General features: G+C 68.4%; 20 protein-coding genes. 12 read left to right on the plus strand and 8 right to left on the minus strand.

The genetic code is table 11. The annotated features are described in order from the left end of the window. Positions 1-85: 85 nt before the first annotated feature. Positions 86-856: a polyphosphate--glucose phosphotransferase gene (gene ppgK, locus ADBZ5N_RS06095; protein WP_526256590.1), complete on the minus strand. Its 771-nt coding sequence runs from the start codon at positions 854-856 to the stop codon at positions 86-88. Between the two features lie 52 nt (positions 857-908). Here ppgK and ADBZ5N_RS06100 point away from each other — a divergent pair, with 52 nt between their 5' ends. Beyond that, the gene (locus ADBZ5N_RS06100) at positions 909-1,769 is read left to right on the plus strand and encodes an inositol monophosphatase family protein (RefSeq protein WP_526256591.1); all 861 of its coding nucleotides are present in this window, start codon (positions 909-911) and stop codon (positions 1,767-1,769) included. 1 nt (position 1,770) lies between these two features. On the opposite strand, the gene cei is transcribed toward ADBZ5N_RS06100, so the two are convergent. Continuing rightward, positions 1,771-2,421, minus strand: coding sequence for an envelope integrity protein Cei (gene cei / locus ADBZ5N_RS06105; RefSeq protein ID WP_526256592.1), 651 nt, complete (start codon positions 2,419-2,421; stop codon positions 1,771-1,773). A gap of 184 nt (positions 2,422-2,605) precedes the next feature. On the opposite strand from cei, the gene ADBZ5N_RS06110 reads away from it, so the two are divergent. Beyond that, complete coding sequence (locus tag ADBZ5N_RS06110; RefSeq protein WP_526256593.1) at positions 2,606-2,908, plus strand: DUF4193 family protein; 303 nt, start codon at positions 2,606-2,608, stop codon at positions 2,906-2,908. A gap of 28 nt (positions 2,909-2,936) precedes the next feature. On the opposite strand, the gene ADBZ5N_RS06115 is transcribed toward ADBZ5N_RS06110, so the two are convergent. Next, positions 2,937-3,413: a DUF3093 family protein gene (locus ADBZ5N_RS06115; RefSeq protein WP_526256594.1), complete on the minus strand. Its 477-nt coding sequence runs from the start codon at positions 3,411-3,413 to the stop codon at positions 2,937-2,939. A gap of 25 nt (positions 3,414-3,438) precedes the next feature. Here ADBZ5N_RS06115 and dut point away from each other — a divergent pair, with 25 nt between their 5' ends. Then, the gene (gene dut, locus ADBZ5N_RS06120) at positions 3,439-3,903 is read left to right on the plus strand and encodes a dUTP diphosphatase (protein WP_526256595.1); all 465 of its coding nucleotides are present in this window, start codon (positions 3,439-3,441) and stop codon (positions 3,901-3,903) included. Continuing rightward, positions 3,903-4,676: a DUF3710 domain-containing protein gene (locus tag ADBZ5N_RS06125; RefSeq protein WP_526256596.1), complete on the plus strand. Its 774-nt coding sequence runs from the start codon at positions 3,903-3,905 to the stop codon at positions 4,674-4,676. The genes dut and ADBZ5N_RS06125 overlap by 1 nt, the downstream gene beginning before the upstream one ends. 7 nt (positions 4,677-4,683) lie before the next feature. On the opposite strand, the gene ADBZ5N_RS06130 is transcribed toward ADBZ5N_RS06125, so the two are convergent. Continuing rightward, positions 4,684-5,397 carry an alpha/beta fold hydrolase gene (locus ADBZ5N_RS06130; RefSeq protein WP_526256597.1) on the minus strand — a complete coding sequence of 238 codons (714 nt, stop codon included), beginning with the start codon at positions 5,395-5,397 and terminating at the stop codon, positions 4,684-4,686. A 207-nt stretch (positions 5,398-5,604) separates the two neighbouring features. Between ADBZ5N_RS06130 and ADBZ5N_RS06135 the strand changes: the two genes are divergently transcribed. Next, positions 5,605-5,976 carry an OB-fold nucleic acid binding domain-containing protein gene (locus ADBZ5N_RS06135; RefSeq protein ID WP_526256598.1) on the plus strand — a complete coding sequence of 124 codons (372 nt, stop codon included), beginning with the start codon at positions 5,605-5,607 and terminating at the stop codon, positions 5,974-5,976. Positions 5,977-6,056: 80 nt separating this feature from the next. Further along, positions 6,057-6,650 (plus strand): DUF3159 domain-containing protein, encoded by a 594-nt coding sequence (locus ADBZ5N_RS06140; RefSeq protein ID WP_526256610.1) that lies wholly within the window; start codon positions 6,057-6,059, stop codon positions 6,648-6,650. On the opposite strand, the gene ADBZ5N_RS06145 is transcribed toward ADBZ5N_RS06140, so the two are convergent. Together ADBZ5N_RS06145 and ADBZ5N_RS06150 are read right to left on the minus strand one after the other, a co-directional pair. Beyond that, positions 6,647-7,312 carry a potassium channel family protein gene (locus tag ADBZ5N_RS06145; RefSeq protein WP_526256599.1) on the minus strand — a complete coding sequence of 222 codons (666 nt, stop codon included), beginning with the start codon at positions 7,310-7,312 and terminating at the stop codon, positions 6,647-6,649. The two genes, ADBZ5N_RS06140 and ADBZ5N_RS06145, sit on opposite strands and share 4 nt — an antisense overlap. Further along, entirely contained in the window at positions 7,309-7,980 is a 672-nt protein-coding gene (locus tag ADBZ5N_RS06150; RefSeq protein WP_526256600.1) for a potassium channel family protein, read from the minus strand. The genes ADBZ5N_RS06145 and ADBZ5N_RS06150 overlap by 4 nt, the downstream gene beginning before the upstream one ends. Positions 7,981-8,054: 74 nt before the next feature. On the opposite strand from ADBZ5N_RS06150, the gene ADBZ5N_RS06155 reads away from it, so the two are divergent. From ADBZ5N_RS06155 to dxs, 4 genes are all read left to right on the plus strand, one after another. Continuing rightward, positions 8,055-10,046, plus strand: a complete 1,992-nt coding sequence (locus ADBZ5N_RS06155) for an amino acid permease (protein ID WP_526256601.1) — start codon at positions 8,055-8,057, stop codon at positions 10,044-10,046. Next, positions 10,043-11,239 carry a class I SAM-dependent RNA methyltransferase gene (locus ADBZ5N_RS06160; protein WP_526256602.1) on the plus strand — a complete coding sequence of 399 codons (1,197 nt, stop codon included), beginning with the start codon at positions 10,043-10,045 and terminating at the stop codon, positions 11,237-11,239. Before ADBZ5N_RS06155 ends, ADBZ5N_RS06160 begins: the two co-directional genes overlap by 4 nt. Before the next feature lie 92 nt (positions 11,240-11,331). Beyond that, positions 11,332-12,672 carry a Na+/H+ antiporter NhaA gene (nhaA, locus tag ADBZ5N_RS06165; RefSeq protein ID WP_526256603.1) on the plus strand — a complete coding sequence of 447 codons (1,341 nt, stop codon included), beginning with the start codon at positions 11,332-11,334 and terminating at the stop codon, positions 12,670-12,672. Between the two features lie 9 nt (positions 12,673-12,681). Next, positions 12,682-14,589: a 1-deoxy-D-xylulose-5-phosphate synthase gene (gene dxs / locus ADBZ5N_RS06170; RefSeq protein WP_526256604.1), complete on the plus strand. Its 1,908-nt coding sequence runs from the start codon at positions 12,682-12,684 to the stop codon at positions 14,587-14,589. On the opposite strand, the gene ADBZ5N_RS06175 is transcribed toward dxs, so the two are convergent. Together ADBZ5N_RS06175 and ADBZ5N_RS06180 are read right to left on the minus strand one after the other, a co-directional pair. Next, entirely contained in the window at positions 14,586-15,833 is a 1,248-nt protein-coding gene (locus tag ADBZ5N_RS06175) for a ribonuclease D (protein ID WP_526256605.1), read from the minus strand. The two genes, dxs and ADBZ5N_RS06175, sit on opposite strands and share 4 nt — an antisense overlap. Position 15,834: 1 nt before the next feature. Beyond that, entirely contained in the window at positions 15,835-16,416 is a 582-nt protein-coding gene (locus ADBZ5N_RS06180) for a DUF3000 family protein (RefSeq protein ID WP_526256606.1), read from the minus strand. Between the two features lie 55 nt (positions 16,417-16,471). Between ADBZ5N_RS06180 and hemE the strand changes: the two genes are divergently transcribed. Together hemE and ADBZ5N_RS06190 are read left to right on the plus strand one after the other, a co-directional pair. Continuing rightward, a complete protein-coding gene (hemE, locus tag ADBZ5N_RS06185; protein WP_526256607.1) occupies positions 16,472-17,530 on the plus strand; it encodes a uroporphyrinogen decarboxylase in 1,059 nt (352 codons plus the stop codon). Next, the coding region (locus tag ADBZ5N_RS06190; RefSeq protein WP_526256608.1) for a protoporphyrinogen/coproporphyrinogen oxidase at positions 17,527-18,432 on the plus strand (906 nt) is incomplete at its 3' end. The genes hemE and ADBZ5N_RS06190, both read left to right, overlap by 4 nt.

Raw genomic sequence — 18,432 nt, forward strand, 5'->3', positions numbered from 1 at the left:
CTATGGGAACTGTCGGCGTGATCGGGGGAGATCCTCGCCGCTTGGGTGGGCGGCCGCCAAACCCCATTGTAACGATATCGGCCTGCTAGCCCGGTACTTGCTCCTCGGCGGCGGCCATGGCGGCTCCGACGATGCCCGCGGTGTTGAGCAATTCAGCCGCGACAACCGGGGTGCGGTTCTTCAGCAGCGGGATCCACTTGTCGGCCTTCTTGCTGATGCCGCCACCGGCGATGATCAAGTCAGGCCAGATGGCGTTCTCGACGGCGACGAGCACCTTGGTGACCTGCTTGGTCCACTTGCGGTAGCTCCATCCCCTCCGCTCCATGACCGAGGCCGCAGCGCGGTGCTCGGCCTCCTTGCCGCCCACCTCGATGTGGCCGAACTCGGTGTTGGGCAACAACATTCCGTGGTGGATCACCGCCGAGCCGATGCCCGTGCCGAATGTCAGCAGCACCACCACACCATCCCGGTTGCGGCCGGCGCCGTAGCGCTGCTCGGCCAGTCCGGCGGCGTCGGCGTCGTTGAGTACGGTAACCCGCTGACCGCCCAGCGCGACACTCATCTCGTGGGCGACGTCGCGTCCGACCCAGCTGGGGTCGACGTTGGCGGCGGTCTGCACAACGCCGTTGACCACCACCCCGGGGTAGGTGACGCCCAGCGGGCCTGACCAGTTGAAATGCCGCACCACTTCGGCGACGGTTGCGGTCACCGCTTCCGGAGTGGCCGGCTGCGGGGTTTCCAACCGGAATCGCTCACCGACGAGTTGACCGGTGTTGAGGTCGACCACGGCGCCTTTGACGCCACTGCCTCCGACATCCACGCCGAGGGCCTGGTGGGTGCTGCTGGGCTTTGTCATGGCACCAGACATTAATGCGTGGGCGGGCAGCTGACGGGCTGATTGAAGCCGGGTGTGCTGCGATAGCACCGTGGAGGACAACCGGCCCGGGCTGCTGCGCGAGGTGGCCGAGCGACTGGTCGCCGAGGCGGCTGGCTATGTGCGACGTCGTCGCGCCGAGTTGTTCGGTGACGGGGCCGCCGGCTCGGCCGCTGTGCGCGCAAAGAGCAGTCCGACCGATCCGGTGACCCTCGCCGACACCGAGACCGAGCAGCTGATTCGGGACCGGCTGGCGCAGATCCGCCCCGGTGAGGCGATCCTCGGCGAGGAGGGCGGTGCGACACACACCGGCGGCACGGTTCGGTGGGTGGTGGACCCGATCGACGGCACCGTGAACTTCCTATATGGCATCCCCACGTACGCGGTGTCAGTTGCCGCCCAAGTTGACGGCGTGTCGGTGGCAGGAGCGGTCGCCGATGTCGCGGGCGGCCAGATCTATTCGGCCGCAGTTGGTTTGGGCGCTGAAGTTCTCCTAGACGGTGGGGATCGGCAGCAACTGCGCTGCAGCCGGGCCCATGAGCTGTTGATGGCACTGGTGAGCACAGGGTTCAGCTATTCGCCGCAACGACGCCTCGCGCAGGCGGCTGTGCTGGCGCAGCTGCTCCCGGAGGTCCGTGATGTGCGTCGCCTGGGTTCAGCGGCGCTTGACCTGTGCATGGTGGCATCGGGGCGGCTCGACGCGCACTACGAACACGGACTGAACGAGTGGGATTGGGCCGCCGGCGCGCTGATCGCCGCCGAGGCCGGTGCCGTGGTGCTGCTACCTGGGGCGCAGGATCCGGGCGCCGGTTTGCTGCTGGCGGCCGCGCCGGGGGTGGCCGCGCATCTGATCGAGGCGCTGGACCGCGCCGGGGGTCTGCAGCCGCTTCGGTAACTCAGCAGGAGCTGTTGTGAATCTTGGTGATCAACGTCGAATCGGCGGGTTCGGTGGCGCCGGGCTTCAGGCCGGCGAGCACCGCGGCGATGTCGTCGCTGCTGGCCAGGGACGTGAACTCCGTCCCGATCACCAGGTCCGCAGAGTCATCGGTGCGGTCGTCCTGGTAAAGCTCGACACACGGTGCCACCAGCCAAGCCGCAGCTGCGCTCGGCCGTCCGGACTGACCGAACCGGATCTGCCCCTGGCAGCTGAGCCGGGTTCCGGCGTAGATCGGGTCATTGGCTGCATTGGGCGCCGCGAAGCCCAGGTCCCGCAGCGCGCTGGCAACCTCGCCGGCCTGCCCGCCCTGACCGCTGGCGTTCAGCACCCGGATCTTGGTGTCGGCCAGATTGGCCGGTGCTACGTCTATCAGCGACGAACTGGACACCAACCGCCCGAGTTTTGGTGCGGTGGAATCGGTCGACGAGGGTGGCGGGTTGCAGCCTGAGGCCTCGCGGATCTGCACCGGACGAGTCAGGACGAATGCCCACGCCAGCCCTGTCACGGTGAGAAGAACCACCAACGCGACGATCCCGGGACGGTATCGCCGCCGAACGAACGGCCGCCCGTCGCGGTCGCGGGTGGAGCCGGCGGTGATGTGAGAAACCACGGATGAACTGTAGAGGTACCGCGTAGCGTGTCACCATCGGGCGGCGGTAGCAGCACCGGCCGCCGCTAAGCGCTGTGATGCAACTCACACTAAAACCCTGCATGAACAGGGCACGAATCGTTTGGCGGAGACGTTCCACGCTGATACAAAGCTCTGCTGAGGTACCGGATGAGGGGAGTTGATGATGGCGACGGACTACGACGCCCCGCGGCGGACCGAAACCGACGAGGTGTCGGAGGATTCCCTCGAGGAGCTGACCGCACGGCGGAACGAGGTGCAGTCAGCGGTCGTCGACGTCGACGAAACGGAGTCCGCAGAGTCTTTCGAGCTACCCGGTGCCGACCTCTCCGGTGAGGAGTTATCGGTGCGGGTGGTGCCCAAACAGGCCGACGAATTCACCTGCTCAAGCTGTTTTCTGGTGCACCACCGCAGCCGGCTGGCGCAGGAGAAGAACGGCGAGATGCTCTGCTCCGACTGCGCGGCCTGAACCCCTGATCTAGCCCTGAACCCCTGGTCTAGCTCTGTAACGCGGCCAGCACCCGCTCCGGGTGCCGGCAGCTCACCATCCAGTAGGGCGTCGGGTCGTCGGGATCGTCGAGGACCACGAGCACCATTGGCCCGACCCAGTTACGGTGCAGCACGAACGCGGCCGGATCGAGTTGACGTCCCAGCGCAGAGGATTTGGCGCTGCGCGGCACGGCGGCTGAACGGCTGATCACCGATGCCGGGAGATGCGCCTGCCCCGCCCACAGTTCGACATCCGAGCCGGTGCTGACCACCTGAACTTCGATGCGCCCAAGCCAGAGCAGCACACCGACCGCCACGACGGCCATCGCCGCGTAGGGCAGCCAGTCAGGCAGGTGGCGAACCCCCATATTGATCTGCGTGGCCATCACCGCCGAAAGGCCGAGCCCGATCGGCCACCACCACCACGGCACCCACAGCCGCTCGCGGTATCGCACTGTTTGCGTGGCGACTCGCGCATCAGACACGACGCCAAGGGTAGTCTTTCCCACCGTGCTCACCAGTCTGGCGGTAGTTCGGCTGGACCGCGATCTACCCCTTCCCGCCCGCGCCCACGACGGCGATGCCGGCGTTGATCTCTACAGCGCAGAAGACGTCGAACTCCAACCCGGGCAGCGGGCGCTGGTTTCCACCGGGATCGCGGTGGCAATCCCGCACGGCATGGTCGGTTTGGTGCACCCGCGCTCCGGGTTGGCCGCGCGGATGGGACTTTCGATCGTCAATGCGCCCGGCACGATCGACGCGGGTTATCGCGGCGAGATCAAGGTGGCGTTGATCAACCTCGACTCCACAACGCCGATCACGCTGCGCCGCGGGGACCGGATCGCCCAACTGGTTGTGCAGCGGGTCGAGTTACCCGAATTGGTCGAGTTCGCCTCGTTCGACGAGGCCGGACTGGCCGAGACCACCCGTGGCCAAGGGGGCCATGGTTCCTCCGGCGGACATGCGAGTTTGTGATGGCATTCGGAAGACGTAAGCACCAGCAGGATCAGGGTTCTGACGAGAGGGGGCCCGACGCCACGGGGACCGCCGAGATCGGGGAAACCCCGACCGAAGTCGACTGGGAGGGCGCCGACTTCGAGGGTCCCTTCGACATCGAAGACTTCGACAACCCCGAAGAGGCTGCGCTGGCCCGCCTCGATCTGGGCTCGGTGCTGATCCCGATGCCCCCCGGCGGGCAGATCCAGGTCGAGTTCAACCAAGGCGGCGTCCCGACCGCCATCTGGGTGGTGACACCCAACGGCCGGTTCACCATCGCCGCTTACGCCGCGCCCAAGTCGCCGGGACTGTGGCGTGAGGTGGCCAGTGAATTGGCCGAGGCGCTGCGCAACGACAACGCCGCGGTCTCCATCGAGGACGGCCCGTGGGGGCGCGAGGTGGTCGGCACCGGTGCCGGCGCGGTCCGTTTCATCGGGGTCGACGGCTACCGCTGGATGATCCGGTGCGTGGTGAACAGCATGCCCGAGGCAATGCCGGCGCTGGTGGCTGAGGCCCGACAAGCGTTGGCCGACACGGTGGTTCGCCGCGGGGACACCCCGCTGCCCGTGCGCACCCCGTTGCCGGTACAGCTGCCCGAGGAGTTGGCCGCGCAGTTGCGAGCGGCCGCCGCCCAGCAGGCCCAGCAGGCCATGCTGGCCCAGCAGCAGGCCCAGCAGGCCATGTTCGCCGCCCAGCAGCAGCCGACTGGTTCGGCGATGCAGCAAGTGCGCAGGACCAGCACCGGCGGTTGATCCGGCGTCAGCCGATCGCGCACAGCGCTTCCACGCACGCCCTGCCGAGCAGGGCGGGGTGGGGCCCGAACTCCTCAAGTCGGACGGTGCGCAGCGCCGCGTGTGGCGCCCACGATGCCCAGTCCCTAGCCACCGCGGCGGGGTGCACCGGATCGTCGTCGGCACCCACCACCGCCAACGGCACGGGCAGTCGGTTCAGTTCGGTTCTGCTGGGCGCCACGCAGGACGCCGCCTGCTCCATCGCATCGGGCAGCGCTGGCCATTGCCGCGCCCACGACCGGCCCAGTTCGTCGGCCAGCCACCCTGGGCTCGAGGCCCGCATTGCCGCCGTCGTGGCTGCCAGGCCGTCACGGCGCAGGGCAGCCGCGGTGTGCCGGGCCGATACCGCGGCAGGGGCGTCGTCGGGCTCGCCGGTCCACGGGGGCAGCACGGCAAGAACGGCCACCGTCCGCTCCGGATGCGCGAGCGCCCACCGGGTAGCCAGCACCGCCCCCAGCGACACGCCGCCGACGGCGATCCGGCCGTCCTGCGCGCGCGCGCTCCAGATCCGGTCCAGGGCCTCCAGGTAGCCGTCCACGAGTCGGTCCGGCCGCGGCGCCACCGTCAGGACCACCGCACCGGCCTGCTCCAGCGAAGCGGCCAAGGCCCGCCGCAGGTAGTCGTCATCCGAACCGGTCCCTGGCAGCAGGATTGTCACCACACCGTCAACGCTGACCGCCACACCCACGATCGTGCCTGCCCACGGTATCGGCACCGATCAGTGGGGTACACCTCGTGGCGCACAAGCCGCAAGAGGTCTACCGTGGCGGGGGCAGTGGGAAGCTTCATCTCCCAAGAACGATCACCTCCCAAGAACGATTACCTCCCAAGAACGATTACCTCCCAAGAACGATTACCTCCCAAGAACGATTACCCCAGGAGGGGCGCGATGGCGACGGCCGAAGGTTTTGTGCGGCGGCTGACCCGCAAGCTGACGGAGAATCCCGAAGAGCGTGACGCTCAGGAGTTGACCGGTGAGGCGGAAAGCACCGGAGCGCACCGAGCGATCGACTGTCAACGCGGCCAGGAGGTCACCATGGTCGGCACTCTGCGCACTGTGGAGACCAACGCCAAGGGCTGTGTGGGCGGCGTCCGAGCCGAGTTCTTCGACGGCACCGACACTGTCCTACTGGTCTGGCTGGGACAGCGCCGGATTCCCGGTATCGAATGCGGACGCACCCTTCGGGTGCGCGGCCGGCTGGGCAGACTGGACAACGGCGGCAAGGCGATCTACAACCCGCACTACGAGATTCAGCGTTGACACCCGCGGAACCGACGGCGACCGCGGCTGAAGCTCAAGCACAGCCCAAGTCCCCGCCCGGCCAGGCTCTGCTGGGCCAGATGGGCGGTGTGAGCGGCCTCATCTACTCCGCCCTGCCGGTGGCGGTCCTGGTCCCGGTCAACACCGCCTTCGGCCTACTGCCGGCCCTGTTCTCGGCGCTGGGGGTGGCCGCAGCGATCCTCGTCTGGCGACTCATCCGGCGCGATTCGGTGCAGCCCGCTATGGCAGGCTTCCTGGGGGTCGGGGTCAGCGCCCTGATCGCCTGGATCGTCGGGGCCTCCAAAGGCTACTTTCTGCTGGGCATCTGGACGTCACTGATCTGGGCGACGGTTTTCGGGCTGTCGGTGCTGATCCGCAGGCCCGTGGTCGGATACGTGTGGAGTTGGGTGACCGGCCGCGACCGCAGTTGGCGCCGCTCCCGTAAGGCGGTGCTGGCCTTCGACGCGGCGACGCTGACCTGGGTGGCGGTGTTCGGGTCGCGCTTCATCGTCCAGCACCACCTCTACGACGCAGACCAAACCGGCTGGCTCGGCGTCGCACGTATCGCGATGGGCTGGCCGCTGGCCGCGATCGGCGCGCTGGTGACCTACCTGGCCATCCGGGCGGCCCAGCGGGCCATGCACGCAGACCACGCGGCCGACCGCCCCGGCTAGCGGACCCCTTCCGCGAGCAGGACGCGCAGTTCGGCTTCGACATCGGGTGCGGCCACGAAGAGCAGTTCGTCGCCGCCCTCCAGCGGTTGGTCGGGCTCGGGAACGATCACCCGCTGACCCCGCAGAATCGTCACCAGGGCGACGTCGCGGGGCAGGCTGAGCTTGCGCACCGGCCGTCCACCCCACGGGGTGTCCTCGGGCAGGGTGATCTCGACGAGGTTGGCGTTGCCCTTGCGGAACTCCAGCAGCCGCACCACGTCGCCCACCGCGAACGCCTCCTCCACCAATGAGGCAAGCATGCGGGGTGTGGACACCGCGACGTCGACGCCCCAGGCGCTGTCGAAGAGCCACTCATTGCGCGGGTCGTTGACCCGGGCCACCACGCGCGGTACCGCGAACTCCGTCTTGGCCAGCAGCGACAGCACAACATTGGCCTTGTCGTCACCGGTGGCGGCGATCACCACGTCGAACTCCTCAAGATGAATCGACTCCAGCAGTCGCAGTTCGCAGGCATCGCCGAAGTGCCAGTCCGCTGCCGGGATCGCGTCGACGTCAAAGTGGCCTGGGTTGCGCTCGATGAGGGTCACCTCGTAGGAGTTGTCCACCAACTCCCGGGCAATGGATCGGCCGACGGCTCCGGCCCCGGCGATCAGCACCTTCATTCCCCGACTCCTTCCGCCGGCGGCAGCGCTGCGATGGCCAGCGCCTCGGCGCACTGGCCGGACACCGTCGCCAGATACACCTGGTCGCCGGCCTGGACCACCGTCTTGGGTTCAGGCAGCACCCCGGCGCCGAAGCGGATCAGGAACGCCACCCGGGCGCCGGTGGCCTCCTCCAGGTCTGTGACACGCAGCCCCACCCACGCCTCGTGCAATGGCGCCTCGGCCACCGCGACCGTCCCGGTGGGGTCCCGCCACCGGGTGGTCTCGGTGTCGTGGGTCAGGGTGTTCAGCAGCCGGTCGGTGGTCCATGGCACGGTGGCGATCGTCGGAATGCCCAGCCGCTCGTAGACCGCCGCCCGTTTGGCGTCGTAGATCCGGGCCACCACCCGCTGAACACCGAACATCTCCCTCGCCACCCGCGCGGAGATGATGTTGGAGTTGTCACCTGAGGACACTGCGGCGAAGGCGTCGGCGCGTTCAATTCCGGCGCGCAGCAACACATCCCGATCGAAGCCCATACCGGTGATCCGCTCGCCGGGAAATTCGGGGGAGAGCCGGTGGAATGCGGTCTCGTCGCGGTCGATGATCGCCACCTCGTGCTCCAGCCGGGCCAGGGCCTCGGCCAGTGCGGCACCAACCCGGCCGCAGCCCATCACCACTACCCGCAATTGACGTCCTCTCGCCCTGCTGGTGTCACGGCCAAACGCTACTCCGATTCGGGGCAGGCTTACCCTTGGCACTCGTGTCCAAGGTATCCACGGGCGTACGCAGGCTGCTCCTCGGGCAGCCGTTCCGCAGCGACAAGCTGCACAGCACGCTGCTGCCCAAGCGGATCGCCCTGCCGGTGTTCGCCTCAGACGCCATGTCGTCGGTGGCCTACGCGCCCGAGGAAATCTTCCTGGTGCTCTCGGTCGCCGGGCTGGCCGCCTACACCATGGCGCCCTGGATCGGCCTGGCCGTGGCGGGGGTGATGCTGGTCGTTGTCGCCTCCTACCGGCAGAACGTGCACGCCTACCCCTCCGGCGGCGGCGACTACGAAGTCGTCACCACCAACCTCGGCCCGACCGCCGGACTCACCGTGGGTAGCGCATTGCTGGTCGACTACGTGCTCACGGTTGCCGTCTCTATCGCCGCGGCGATGGCCAACATCGGTTCGGCGATCCCGTTCGTCGCCGACCACAAGGTCATCTTCGCCGTTCTTGCCATCGTCCTGCTGACGGCGGTGAACCTGCGCGGCATCCGGGAATCGGGCACCCTGTTCGCCATTCCGACCTATGCCTTCATCTTCGGCATGTTCGCGATGCTGCTGTGGGGCTTCTTCCAGATCAACGTGCTCGGACACGATCTGCAGGCGGAGTCCGCCGGTTTCGAGTTGCACTCCGAGCACGGCGACATCATGGGCTTCGCGCTGGTTTTCCTGGTGGCGCGCGCATTCTCGTCTGGATGCGCGGCGCTGACCGGTGTGGAGGCGATCAGCAACGGTGTGCCGGCATTCCGTAAACCCAAGTCGCGCAACGCCGCCACCACCCTGCTGATGCTGGGCGGTATCGCCGTGACGCTGCTGATGGGCATCATTCTGCTGGCTGTGGAGACCGGGGTGAAGATCGCCGAGCGCCCCTTGGAACAACTCGGTGGCGCACCGGCGAACTATCAGCAGAAGACACTCGTCGCCCAGCTTGCTGACGCCGTGTTCCACGATTTCACCCCCGGCCTCTACCTGATCACCGGGGTGACCGCGCTGATTCTGGTGCTGGCCGCCAACACCGCGTTCAACGGCTTCCCGGTGCTCGGCTCCATCCTGGCCCAGGACCGATTCCTGCCCCGCCAGTTGCACACCCGCGGCGACCGGCTGGCTTTCTCCAACGGGATCGTGTTTCTGGCGATGGGCGCGATAGCGTTCGTCGTCGCCTTCGACGCCGAGGTGACCACCCTGATCCAGCTCTACATCGTCGGGGTGTTCCTTTCTTTCACACTCAGCCAGATCGGCATGGTCCGCCATTGGACCCGACTACTGCGCACCGAGGACGACCCCCTCGAACGCCGCCGGATGATCCGGTCGCGGGTGATCAACACCATCGGCTTGATCGCCACCGGCACGGTGCTGCTCATCGTGCTGGTCACCAAGTTCCTGGCCGGCGCCTGGATCGCGATCCTGGCGATGGGCAGCCTTTTCATACTGATGAAGGCGATCAACCGGCACTACGACACCGTCTCGCGTGAACTCACTCCCGGCGATGAGGACCGTGAGATCGTGCTGCCCAGCCGCAATCATGCGGTGGTGCTGGTGTCCAACATGCAGTTACCCACGCTGCGGGCCCTGGCCTACGCGCGGGCGACCCGGCCCGACGTGCTGGAGGCGCTGACGGTCAACGTCGACGACGCCGAGACCCGCAAACTGACCGTCTCATGGGAGGACAGTGACGTCAGTGTTCCGCTGAAGGTCGTTGCCTCCCCGTACCGGGAGGTCACCGGTCCGGTGCTGGACTACGTCAAGCGGATCAGCAAGGAAGCGCCGCGCACGGTGGTGACGGTCTTCATCCCCGAGTACGTCGTCGGACATTGGTGGGAGAGCCTGCTGCACAACCAGAGCGCACTGCGGCTCAAAACCCGGCTGCTGTTCATGCCGAATGTGATGATGACCTCGGTTCCCTGGCAACTCAATTCCTCCGAACGGGTCACTCAACTCGAGGAACAGAGCGCGCCTGGAGACGTGCGTCGCGGCTTCGTCGAGTGAGCGAGCTGGAACTTCGCACCGAGGCTCCGGCCAACGGGGGCAGTTGCGTGGCCCGCCACGACGGACGGGTGGTGTTCGTCCGCTACGCGCTGCCCGGCGAACTGGTCCGGGTGCGGGTCACCGCCGAGCGCGGCTCCTACTGGCACGCCGATGCCGTCGAGGTTTTGGAAGCCTCCGCCGACCGGATCGCCCCGCTGTGCACGGTGGCCGGGCCGGACGGCGCGGGATGCTGCGACCTGGCCTTCGTCGACCCGGCGGCAGCGCGTGTCATCAAGGGTCAGGTTGTCGCCAATCAGCTTGGCAAGCTGGGGAATCACCACTGGGAGGGAGTGGCCGAGCCGGTCGGCGACGGTTCGCCGCTGGGTTCGCGCACCCGGGTGCAATTCGACGTCGGCGCCGACGGCCGCGCCGGACTGCACCGCTACCACAGCGCCGAACTCGTCACCGATCTGCGCTGCGCCCAGCTACCTGCCCGGCTGCTGACCGGACTGGACGGGCCGCGGTGGCGCGCCGGGGACCGGCTGCATGTGGTTCTCGACGACGACAACCGACGGCATGTGCTGGCCACCGGCCCGGACCGTCGCGAGGTGGTGGAGGGTGCGCGGGAGTCCGTGCACCGGGTCGGCCGGCGGGTGTGGCGGATCCCGATCACCGGGTTCTGGCAGTCCCACCGCGACGCCGCGCAGACCTACACCGACCTGGTGCGGCAGTGGGTGGACGGACAGGGGGTGGACGGACAGGGGGTGGACGGACGCGGGGCCCGCCGGGCCTGGGATCTCTACGGCGGGGCAGGGCTTTTCGCCGCCGCGTTGGCCGAATCGATGGACCCGGGTGCCCGGGTGCTCTCGGTGGACACCGCCAAGTCGGCTTCCGCGGCGGCCCGCGCGGCACTGGCTGATCTGGCAGGTGTCAAGGTGGTCTCCGGTTCGGTCCGGGGATTTCTGGCGGGCCAGTCCCGCGCCGCCGACGTCGCGGTGCTCGACCCGCCACGGTCCGGGGCCGGGCGGGCGGTCATCGACCTGCTGGCCCGGGCGGGGGTGCCGCGGATCATCCACATCGGCTGTGAGGCCGCATCGTTCGCCCGCGATGTCGGCCTCTACCGGGGCCACGGCTATCAGGTGGAGACCATCCGGGTCTTCGATGCCTTCCCGATGACCCACCACGTCGAATGTGTTGCACTGCTGCACCGATGAGGGCCGGGCGGCTTAGACTTCCCGACAGGCGCGCCGGGAAGTCTGGTCGGCAGTTGCTCATGAAGGGGACCATCCGACCTGTGAGGTGAACTGTGGCCCAGTCCGACGTCCCCGAAATCCTCAGCCGCGGATCGTGGTCGGAGACCCGCCGCATCACCGACATTCTGCAGAAGGAGACCGTCGGCGGCGCACTTCTGCTGGCCGCCGCCGCCATCGCCCTGATCTGGGCAAACTCGCCCTGGTCGGCGTCCTATCACGAACTGACCGCGATGAAGGTCGGCAGCGACGACTACGGTCTGCACCTCAAACTCAGTCTGGGCGCGTGGGCCGCCGACGGGTTGCTGGCCATCTTCTTCTTCGTCGTGGGTCTGGAACTCAAACGTGAGTTCGTCGCCGGGGATTTGCGCGACCCACGCCGTGCTGCCCTCCCGATCGCCGCGGCGGTCGGCGGCATGGTGGTCCCGGCGCTGATTTTCCTGGCCTTCACCGTCGGAGCCGGCGACGGTGCGACCCGCGGCTGGGCGATTCCCACCGCCACCGATATCGCGTTCGCAGTCGCGGTGCTGGCGGTGCTGTCCACCCACCTGCCCGCGGCGTTGCGCACCTTCCTGCTGACCCTGGCCGTGGTCGACGACCTGCTGGCCATCACGGTGATCGCAGTCTTCTACTCCGACAAAGTCAAAGTGACTGCGCTGCTGGCAGCGCTGATCCCGCTGGCCGTGTTCGCCGTGCTGGTGCAGCGGCGGGTTCGCTCGCCGTGGATCCTGGTCCCCGTCGCGGCGCTTACCTGGGCATTGGTGCACGAGTCCGGGGTGCACGCCACCGTCGCCGGTGTGCTGCTGGGCTTCATGGTCCCGGTGCTGCGCAGCGAGCGCGACGCCCGCCGAACCGGGGCGGATGACGGCCCCGGCCTCGCTGAGTATTTCGAGCACCTTGTTCGGCCGGTGTCGGCCGGTTTCGCGGTGCCGGTGTTCGCCTTTTTTGCCGCCGGGGTGACCTTCGGGGGCTATGACGGATTCGTGACCGCCTTGCGCGACCCGATCGCCCTGGGGATCGTCACCGGACTGGTGGTCGGCAAAACCCTCGGCATCTTCGCCACCACCCGGTTGGTGGCGGCGGCCACCCACGCCGACCTGGACCCGTCGCTGCGCTGGATCGACGTCCTCGGCGTCTCGATGCTGGCCGGAATCGGGTTCACGGTCTCCCTGCTGATCGGGGAATTGGCCTTCGGCGAGGACCCGTCGCGACAGGATGTCGTGAAGGTCGCCGTCCTCACCGGATCTTTGCTGGCGGCCGCTCTCGCGGCCGTCGTGCTGCGGATTCGCAACCGGCACTATCGCACGCTCTTCGAGTTGGAGAACGCCGACGCCGATCACGACGGCGTGCCGGATGTGTATGCAGCGGCACCGGATGCCCGCCGCGATGATGCGTAGACTGTGCCAATGCTCAAACAGATCCGCGGCCCCGCTGATCTGCAGCGGCTTAACCAGGAACAGCTGACTGAACTTGCGGGGGAGATCCGCCAGTTCCTGATTCACAAGGTTGCTGCCACCGGGGGCCACCTGGGGCCCAACCTCGGAGTGGTCGAACTCACCCTGGCCTTGCACCGGGTGTTCGAATCCCCGCACGACCCGATCATCTTCGACACCGGCCATCAGGCCTATGTGCACAAGATGCTGACCGGGCGCAGCCCCGACTTCGACACGCTGCGGATGAAGGGCGGCCTGTCGGGCTACCCGTCGCGGGCCGAGAGTGACCATGACTGGGTCGAGTCAAGCCACGCGTCGGCGGCACTGTCCTACGCCGATGGGCTGGCCAAGGCTTTCGAACTGACCGGTCAGCGCAATCGCCACGTGGTGGCGATCGTCGGCGACGGTGCCCTGACCGGCGGAATGTGCTGGGAGGCGCTGAACAATATCGCCGCCGCTAAACGGCCGGTGGTCATCGTCGTCAACGACAACGGCCGCAGTTACGCGCCCACCATCGGCGGTCTGGCCGAGCACCTGGCCGGCCTGCGTCTGCAACCCGGCTACGAGCGGATGCTCGAACGCGGCCGCAACGCGGTACGGGCCATCCCGGTGATCGGCGAAGTGTGCTTCCAGGCCATGCACAGCGTCAAAGTGGGAATCAAGGACGCAGTATCCCCGCAGGCCATGTTCACCGATCTCGGACTGAAGTACGTCGGCCCGATCGACGGCCATGACGAGCATGCCGTGGAGAACGCCCTGCGGCACGCCCGCGGTTACAACGCCCCGGTGATCGTGCACGTGGTGACCCGCAAGGGCATGGGGTACGGGCCGGCCGAGAACGACGAGGCCGAGCAGATGCACGCCTGCGGTGTGATCGACCCGAAGACAGGTCTGGCCACCAAGGTCGCCGCACCGGGGTGGACGTCGGTGTTCTCCGACGCCCTGATCGCCTATGCCGGTGCTCGCCGCGACATCGTCGCCATCACCGCCGCGATGCCCGGCCCGACCGGCCTGGCGGCTTTCGGGGAGCGGTTCCCGGATCGACTGTTCGACGTCGGGATCGCCGAACAGCATGCGGTGACCTCGGCGGCCGGGCTGGCCATGGGCGGTCTGCACCCGGTGGTCGCGATCTACTCCACCTTCCTCAACCGGGCGTTCGATCAGGTCCTGATGGACGTCGCGCTACACAAACTGCCGGTCACCCTGGTGCTTGATCGCGCCGGGATCACCGGTAACGACGGCGCCAGCCACAACGGGATGTGGGATCTCTCAGTTCTCAACATCGTGCCCGGGATGCGGGTGGCCGCCCCGCGCGATGGCGCCAGGCTGCGCGAAGAGTTGGGCGAGGCACTCGATATCGCCGATGGTCCCACCGCGATCCGCTTCCCCAAAGGTGAAGTCGGCGAGGATATTCCGGCCCTGGAGCGGATCGGCTGCCTCGACGTACTGGCCCGGCCGGCGGCCGGCCTCAGCGCTGATGTGCTGATGGTCGCCGTGGGTCCGTTTGCGGCGATGTCGCTCAAAGTAGCCGATCGGCTGCGTAAGCAGGGTATTGGGGTGACGGTGGTGGATCCGCGCTGGGTGCTGCCGGTCCCCGCCGCACTCGGGATGCTGGCCGCCGGGCACAAATTGGTGGTCACCGTGGAGGACAACGGGCAGTGCGGCGGGGTCGGCTCGGCGGTATCAGCTGCCCTACGTGCCGCCGACATCGACATCCCGTGCCGGGATCTTGCTGTGCCGCAACATTTCCTGGACCACGCCGCGCGAGGCGAGGTTCTTGAAGAAGTCGGCCTCACTGAGCGCAACGTGGCCCGCCAGATCACCGGCTGGGCTGCCGCGATGGGCGCACTCGCCGATCCGGTCGCCGGACAGGTCGACTAGGTCTGAGCCGCAGGGCGCATCGCCGGGGTCAGCGCCGGCACCACCAGAGAGCGCTGCCATGCCCGTGCACCACCATCTCGCAGAAAGGCATCCACGTCGGCTGGGGTGTCGGCGTCGGCATCGCTTTGCCAGTCCCAGCACAACCGCCGCACTAGTTCCGGTGACACCAGGTTCTCGGTCGGTACGCCCACCTCACGTGACAATTCGGCTAACGCCGCGCGGGCGGCTTCCAGGCGTGTCGCGGCCTCCGGTTTGCGTTTGGCCCACCGCACCGGAGGCGGCGGCCCGGTGAGCGGCTCGGAGCTTTCCGGCGGCTGGTCGGTGGTTCGCGCCGCCGCCAGCGCATCCAGCCAGACCTGAGCGCTGCGCCGTTGCTTCTGCCCGCCGAAGATCGGGAGGGCGATCAGTTCCTCGAGGGTTGTGGGGTCGGCGGCCGCAGCGGCGATGATCGCCGAATCGGGCAGGATCCGCCCGGGCGCGATGTCCCGGCTGCGAGCGATGCGGTCGCGGACGGTCCACAGTTCACGGACCGCCGCCAAACCGGACGCCGACCGGATCTTGTGGATGCCCGCTGTCCGGCGCCACCGGTCGCGGCGGGTGGGGGTGCTCTCCGCGCAGCGCAGATATTCGAATTCCTCGCGCGCCCAGGCGGTTTTGTTCTGCTCGTCGAGCACTGAAGCCATCGCTGCGCGCAGTTCGATGAGCACCTCAACGTCGAGAGCGGCGTAGTTCAGCCAGGCGCCTGGCAGGGGCCGCTTGGACCAGTCGGCGGCGCCGTGCCCCTTGGCCAGGCCCAGCCCCAGCAGGCGCTCCACCATGGCAGCGAGGTTGACCCGGTCGAAGCCGGCCAGTCGGCCAGCCAACTCGGTGTCGTAGAGCCGTGGGGGGTGCAGGCCGACCTCCGCCAGGCAGGGCAGGTCTTGATCGGCGGCGTGCAGAATCCATTCGTCGTCGGCCAGCACCTCGGCGACGGGGCGCAGGGTGTCGATCGGGCTGCCGCCGTGATTGACCGGGTCGATCAGCACGGTCCCGGCCCCGACCCGGCGAATCTGAATCAGATAGGCGCGGTTTGAGTACCGGAAGCCGGATGCCCGCTCGGCGTCGACGGCGAACGGTCCGGTACCGGACGCCAGTTTCTCGGCTGCCCTGGCGATCTGCTCGGCGCTGTCCGCGACCGGAGGAACCCCGTCGGCTGGGCAGAGCAGCGGGACGGCCGGTGTGACCTCGGGTTCGATGTCTGGCATCTCAGGCGCGGGAACGAGAGCTCAGATCAATGACCCCCACCGGCGGTAGCCCGGCCGCATGCTCAAGCACCTCGCAGAAGGCCTGGACATGGGAACCCAACGCCAGGGTGGTGGCCGTCCACGATGCCCGCATCTCCAACTGGTGTGCGCGGGGTGGCCCGGAGATGTCGCCGTAACGCACCGACGTGGTGGCGGTGACGGTTCCGCCCAGGGCGGTGTGGTGCTCGGTGCGGTCCTGCAGCGACTCCACCAGCCAACTCCAGGCGACCTCCGGTAGCAGCGGATCCACCGCTTCGGCGGGGTCAAGATCGGCCTGAATGTAGGCCACCAGCCGCATGGTCCCGTCCCACGCGTCGGCGCCGTCCGGGTCGTGCAGCAGGATCAGCCGACCGAAGGCGTCTCCCTCGGAGCGCTCCGGAACGATCTCGGGCTCCGGTCGGCGCACCTCGGCCCCCAGGGCATAGCTGTAGGGCGCGAGGCGCTGAGGTGGGCGAATCGGGCCCAGCTCGATCTCCGGCCGCACCTGCGCGGCGTTCATAGCCGCTACCGCCTCGCGGAACTGTTCAGGCTCCGCGTCGGTCACTCAATCGACGGTAGCCGTATCCGGCGTGGCGTGCAGCCAGGCGCGCCGTGGCAGCATGGTGCCGGTGAGCAACCGCCGCCACCTGCCCGAGGCGCCCTACCTGGCCGCCGCCGCCGGCCGAAAGCCCGCCCGGATCCCGGTCTGGTTCATGCGCCAGGCGGGACGGTCGCTGCCGGAGTACCGCGCGTTGCGTGTCAAGAACACCATGATGCAGGCGTGCTTCGACCCGGAGCTGATCTGCGAGATCACACTGCAGCCGGTGCGCAGGCATGGCGTCGACGCGGCGATCCTGTTCTCCGACATCGTGGTACCGCTGCGCGGGGCTGGGGTTGAGGTGGACATCGTGCCCGACGTCGGGCCGGTGATCGCCAACCCGGTGCGCTCCGCGACCGATGTCGCCGCCATGAGGGGCCTTGGTTCCCACAGTGTCAGCGCCGTCGGCGACGCGGTGGGCCTGCTGGTGAACACGCTCGGCGAAGTGCCGCTCGTCGGCTTTGCCGGGGCGCCGTTCACCCTGGCCTCGTACCTGGTCGAGGGCGGCCCCAGCAAGCTGCACGAACGCACCAAAGCCATGATGTTGGGCGAGTCATCCACCTGGCACGCCCTGATGGAGGTGCTGACCGGGGTGACCATCGAGTTCCTGCGGGTCCAACTCGAGGCCGGGGTGGACGCCATCCAACTGTTCGACTCGTGGGCCGGCACGCTGTCCCTGGCCGACTACCGCACCTACGTGCTGCCGCACAGCGCCCAGGTATTCGCCGCGCTGGCCGACTACGGTGTTCCGATGACCCACTTCGGCGTCGGAACCGCCGAACTGCTGGGTGCGATGGGCCAGGCCGGTGCCACCGTCGTCGGGGTGGACTGGCGCACGTCGCTGACCGACGCCGCCGGGCGCATCGAAGGCGGAAAAGCGTTGCAGGGCAACCTCGATCCGGTGGTGCTGCTAACGAGCTGGCCGGTGGTGGAGAGAGCCGCCCGCGCTGTGGTCGACGACGGCCGGCGAGCTGTTGATGCCGGTGCGGCCGGCCACATCTTCAACCTCGGTCACGGCGTGTTGCCGGCCACCGACCCGGGCCTGCTCACCGATCTGGTGGCGCTCGTGCACTCACTGTGAGTGCCCGCACCTTCGCCGTCGTCGGCGGCGGCATCTCTGGACTGGTGGCCGCCTACCGGATCCGGGCGGCTGTGGGTGCTGATGCCGACATCGTGATGTTCGATCCCGCGGACCGGCTTGGCGGGGTGCTGCGCACCGAGACGCTGTGCGGCCAGCCGATGGACATCGGCGCCGAGGCGTTCGTCGCCCGCAGACCGGAGGTGCCCGCGCTGCTGGCCGAACTCGGTCTGGCCGACCGGCAGATCACCACCACCGGGGTGCGGCCCACCATCTACAGCCAGGGCCGGTTGCATCCGCTGCCCCCCGGAGCGGTCAACGGCATCCCCAGTTCGCCCGAGTCGGTGGCCGGTCTGGTCGATCAGGCGACGGTGGCCCACATGGCCGCCGAGCCCGGCCGTCCACTGCAGTGGGAGCCGGGTGAAGACCCCTCGGTCGCCGCGGTGGTCGCCGACCGGTTCGGTGCCCAGGTGGTCACCCGTTCGCTGGACCCCATGCTGTCGGGGGTGTACGCGGGGTCGGCGGCCACCATCGGGATCCGGTCGGCGGTGCCCACCGTCGCCGCCGCGCTGGATGCCGGGGCGGAGAGCCTGACCGCGGCGGTGCGCCGGGCACTGCCGGGCAGCACCAGTGGCCCGGTGTTCGGCGCGATTGCCGGGGGCTACCAGGTCCTGCTGGATGAACTGATCATCCGCTCCGGCCTGCGGTGGGAGCCGGCGGCGGTGGACCACATGTACGCCGACTTCGACGGCTGGACCGTGGTCGACAGCACCGACCGGACCTGGCGAGCCGACGGTGTTGTAGTGGCCCTGCCCGCCCCGCAGACCGCCGCACTCCTGGATGACATCGCCCCGCGGTCGGCCGCCGCGGCGGCCCGGATCCCCGTGGCGTCGTCGGGGGTGGTG

Source organism: Mycobacterium sp., from assembly GCF_044370595.1.
Taxonomy (GTDB): domain Bacteria; phylum Actinomycetota; class Actinomycetes; order Mycobacteriales; family Mycobacteriaceae; genus Mycobacterium.

Coding starts and splice junctions, on each gene's coding strand:
- ADBZ5N_RS06140 (WP_526256610.1), top strand. CDS start 6,057: ATGGGCGGTGTGAGCGGCCTCATCTACTCCGCCCTGCCGGTGGCGGTC.
- dxs (WP_526256604.1), top strand. CDS start 12,682: ATGCTCAAACAGATCCGCGGCCCCGCTGATCTGCAGCGGCTTAACCAG.
- ADBZ5N_RS06135 (WP_526256598.1), top strand. CDS start 5,605: ATGGCGACGGCCGAAGGTTTTGTGCGGCGGCTGACCCGCAAGCTGACG.
- ADBZ5N_RS06175 (WP_526256605.1), bottom strand. CDS start 15,833: ATGCCAGACATCGAACCCGAGGTCACACCGGCCGTCCCGCTGCTCTGC.
- ADBZ5N_RS06145 (WP_526256599.1), bottom strand. CDS start 7,312: ATGAAGGTGCTGATCGCCGGGGCCGGAGCCGTCGGCCGATCCATTGCC.
- hemE (WP_526256607.1), top strand. CDS start 16,472: ATGGTGCCGGTGAGCAACCGCCGCCACCTGCCCGAGGCGCCCTACCTG.
- ADBZ5N_RS06110 (WP_526256593.1), top strand. CDS start 2,606: ATGGCGACGGACTACGACGCCCCGCGGCGGACCGAAACCGACGAGGTG.
- ppgK (WP_526256590.1), bottom strand. CDS start 856: ATGACAAAGCCCAGCAGCACCCACCAGGCCCTCGGCGTGGATGTCGGA.
- ADBZ5N_RS06125 (WP_526256596.1), top strand. CDS start 3,903: ATGGCATTCGGAAGACGTAAGCACCAGCAGGATCAGGGTTCTGACGAG.